This is a genomic window from Nodularia sp. UHCC 0506, from assembly GCF_034931045.1.
Classification (GTDB): domain Bacteria; phylum Cyanobacteriota; class Cyanobacteriia; order Cyanobacteriales; family Nostocaceae; genus Nodularia.
Genome location: NZ_JAYGHH010000046.1, coordinates 1 through 3833 on the forward strand (window position 1 = coordinate 1; position 3833 = coordinate 3833).

A 3833-nucleotide genomic window follows, 5' to 3' on the forward strand; every position below is an offset into this window, starting at 1 on the left:
ACTAAGCGACCGCGAGCATCTAGCTAAAATGAATCTAGTTGCTGGACGTAAAGCTTTAGCATCAATGGCTTATCCCTCGGCGTTGAAGTATTTAAATATTGGCATTAATCTACTCGCCGATGATAGCTGGGAGACAAAATATCAGCTGACCTTTGCTTTGTATGAAACAGCAACAGAAGCCGCATATCTAGGTGGCAACTTTGAGGAAATGGAACAATTGGCAGAGGTAGTACTGCAACAAGCAAAAACTCTGCTAGAGAAAGTGAAAGTTTATGAAATCAAAATTCAGGCTTATACATCCCAGAATAGATTATTGGAAGCGATCGCGATCGCCCGGCAAGTTTTGCAATATTTTGGTCTAAATTTCCCTGATTCACCAAGCGAAAGAGATATCCAGCACAGTTTTCAAAAAACTACATTACTACTGGCAAATAAAACCGTTGAGGATTTGATCAACTTGCCATTGATGACCTCTGCAAAGCATCTGGCAATCATTCGCATTGTGTCGAGTATGATTCCTCCGACTTATATTGCAGATCCTTTATTATTCCCATTAATTATTCTCTCTCAGGTTAACTTATCAATTCAGTACGGCAACGCTCCTTTATCAGCTTTCTGCTATGCCTGTTATGGTATCCTCTTAAATGGCATCCAGAAAGATATTGAAGCAGCATTTCAGTTTGGTAATTTAGCACTTAAATTAGTTAATCAAATTAATTCTCAAGATATTGAAATCAAGACCTTGTATGTTTTAGGTGCATTTATTTTCCATAAAAAATCTCATATTCAAGAAAGTTCAGCAATTTTGTTAAAAGGATATAAAACCGCACTAGAAACAGGAGATTTTGCCTTTGTGGGCTACTGTATCAAGGAGATTTGTCTTCATTCGTATTTTACAGGAAAAGAATTAATCAACTTAGAAAAAGAAATTATTAACTATAGTCATGTCCTCCAAAATCTCAAGCAAGCAACGACATTAAACTATTGTCTAATTAGTTTACAAACTGTTATGAACTTGTTAGGTAAATCTGATCAAGCTTGTAATCTCATCGGCGAAGCATATAATGAAGATACATCACTATTTCTGCTAATTCAAGCCAATGATTTAAATGGACTCCACTATTACTATTTACATAAACTTATACTATGTTATTTATTTGGTAGCTTTATTGAAGCTCAAAAAAATATTATTCAAGGCAAAAAATATTTAGCGGGGGGTACAGGGTTTATCACTATACCTATATTTTCTTTTTATGAATCTCTCACAGCTTTGGCTATATATCCAACTGTCAAAAATGAGCCAGATACTTTACTTCAGCAGGTGGCAGATAACCAAGTAAATTTACGGCAATTGGCAGAACACGCGCCAATGAATTATCTGCATAAGTTTTATTTAGTAGAGGCAGAAAGATATCGGGTTAGAGGTGATTATTTCCAAGGAATGGAATTATATGAGCAAGCTATCTCTCTCGCCAAAAAACACAAGTATCTGAATGAAGAAGCTCTGGCTTACGAACTTGCAGCTAAGTTTTATTTAGCATGGGGAAAAACAAAGACGGCAAAAAATTATTTAACTTATGCTTACTATGCCTACATTCGCTGGGGAGCAATGGCTAAAGTGGCAGATTTGGTAAAACGCTATCCCCAATTGTTAGCTCCCAAACTCCAGCCAGAAAAAATTTAGCCTTGATCCGAGATAAAGAATATTTTTTGCAGGCAAATGGTAGGGGTAATTCCTGGGATATTATTTATTTTATCGAAAAATAAGTTTTTGAGTGATTTTGTGATTTTGTGATTGTTCTATTGGATGATTTTTTGCATAGTTGAGAAGAGCAGATGTTAATAAGTTAAAGATATCAAATACCTTTTCAACTAATTCTAAGGATGTTTGTTCATTATCTGCTGTGAGTAGTATTTTAGAAATACATTCCTCAGTTGCCGATGAATTCATAGTATGACCAGAGTCAATTAAAAAATGATGAATACCAAAATAACGATATTCTTGGCGTGTTAAAATTTTTAATTCCTGAGTAACTTGTTCGGTTGTCGAAAGAAAAATATCTGCTATTGCTTCTATTGTTTCAATCACTACCAGTTTATGAATAGGTCTGGCTTGATGAGTATGTTGATAGATTTTATAAATTGTTTGCCGTGAAACCTGTGTTTCATCGCTCCACAAGAAACTTAAGGCATCGTTGAAGTTGAGAGATATGTTAAAACCTAGTTTTTGCATATCTTCCAAAAACCATAGCCAGTGACCATCATCTTCATAGGTATGTTGGTTAATTATGGCTTGAATCGGATCATTGCTTGTTTCATCTCGCCAAACGGATTTATTTAACTCTCCAAAACCCATAACAAAGGGAGCGAAGCAAGGAGCAAAAGCCAATCTCTGCCTTGGGTCTATGCTTCTATCTTGTAAAAACTTAATAAATGGTGTGTGTCTGAATTTTTGCTTCTTCTCGTCGATTAATGCCAGTACTGATTTCATTTTTTTACTCGCTATATTTTTATTCGGTCAAGGTTGAATAAAGTTGAGAGCAACAACAGAATTTATACGTAAAAAGCAATATTACTTTATTACTACGTATAAATTTATTTATGTTGAACCAAATGCTTTTTAGCCAAGTTTGAATGCCAGTTACTCATCCATGCACTTAGTATTTAATATTTTCTTTATAAATGTTAATGGTAATTGTACTGAATTATTTTGAAAGTTTAATTTATATTAATACACTTAGTTTTATACAAATAAATAATGATTAATCATGGTAAATCTACTGTGTTTTTCCTATTAAGTTTGGGGTAAATGGTGCGAACTAAAAATAAGAAGGCAGAAAGGAATCCCCATAAATGAATTTAGGGGATTTAACCAAATTTTGTTTTGAGGACTGGAAATGGGAGCGATGGGAAAAAGTGAGATGCCTTCGTTTAGGCAGGGGGCAGGGAGATGGATTGTTGATTATGGTTACTAGAATCGCTAAAACTCGGTGGTCAAATGGGCAAGTTTAAATCAGCTGCGATCGCTGACAAATAAGGTTGAAAAATTGCCAAATTTTCCAGGTTCTCAAATTTACCTGTTACAGATTCAGGGTTAAAGGCTGTTGTAATTACATATATGGCTTTACCATCGAAGGCCACATGACTAATATGTTGTTCTTGGACTCCACCCTCTGGCTTGATTCCTACAAACCCATAGCGTATTCCCTGGAGTTTACCCACGGAGGTCTGTTGTGGTGGGTAGGCTGAAAACAGAATTTGATTTTTATAAGTATCCTGACGGTCTTGGAGAAAAGTAGTATTTAAATCTGCGACCCAAGCTTTGAGTGCCGTTAATAACTTGTTTTGGTATTCAAGACTTTGGTAATCTACATCTGAATCTAAGGGAATACCCGCATCTGTCAGATTTTTTTGGAAATTCGGATTGTTTTTCACCGGATAAATTGCAATTTCTACCGTACCCAAAAGTTCTTCTTGAGAGGAAACACATAGAAGGGGAGCATTTCCCTCACAAGGGGCAAATTTCCAGCCGTTGGGGGTAGATGTTTTCCCCAAAATTTTTTTCCAAGTATTTCCTTCCATCTGATTGGAAGTGATTGCAGGAGTAGTTGGAGGAGGACTGCTTTGAGTTGTCGTTGCTACAGCACTGGGATTTTCTACAACCGCAGGAGAAAACCGAGGGAGAATAGTTTTTACTCCCACTGGGGTTAAAGCTAATAAAATAGCACCGAGAAAGAGATGATAAACACGCAACATTTTTCGTGATAATCCTGAGCCAGAACTTGCAGACTAATGATAAAAGAAAAAGCAGGGAGAGTTTAAACAATAAATTA

Annotated in this window: 2 protein-coding genes and 1 pseudogene; 1 reads left to right on the forward strand and 2 read right to left on the reverse strand. The window is 35.9% G+C overall.

The genetic code is table 11. The annotated features are described in order from the left end of the window. Nucleotides 1–1684 (forward strand): annotated as a pseudogene (locus tag VB654_RS20015) (serine/threonine protein kinase); the annotation flags it as partial. A 69-nt stretch (nt 1685–1753) separates the two neighbouring features. Here the strand turns inward: VB654_RS20015 and VB654_RS20020 are convergent. Next, a complete protein-coding gene (locus VB654_RS20020) occupies nt 1754–2491 on the reverse strand; it encodes a hypothetical protein (protein WP_323215559.1) in 738 nt (245 codons plus the stop codon). A 503-nt stretch (nt 2492–2994) separates the two neighbouring features. Continuing rightward, the gene (locus tag VB654_RS20025) at nt 2995–3756 is read right to left on the reverse strand and encodes a hypothetical protein (RefSeq protein WP_323215560.1); all 762 of its coding nucleotides are present in this window, start codon (nt 3754–3756) and stop codon (nt 2995–2997) included. Nucleotides 3757–3833: the final 77 nt, after the last annotated feature.

What these genes read in the sequence shown, in the direction of transcription:
- VB654_RS20025 (WP_323215560.1), bottom strand. Translation starts at nt 3,756, where the DNA reads ATGTTGCGTGTTTATCATCTCTTTCTCGGTGCTATTTTATTAGCTTTA.
- VB654_RS20020 (WP_323215559.1), bottom strand. Translation starts at nt 2,491, where the DNA reads ATGAAATCAGTACTGGCATTAATCGACGAGAAGAAGCAAAAATTCAGA.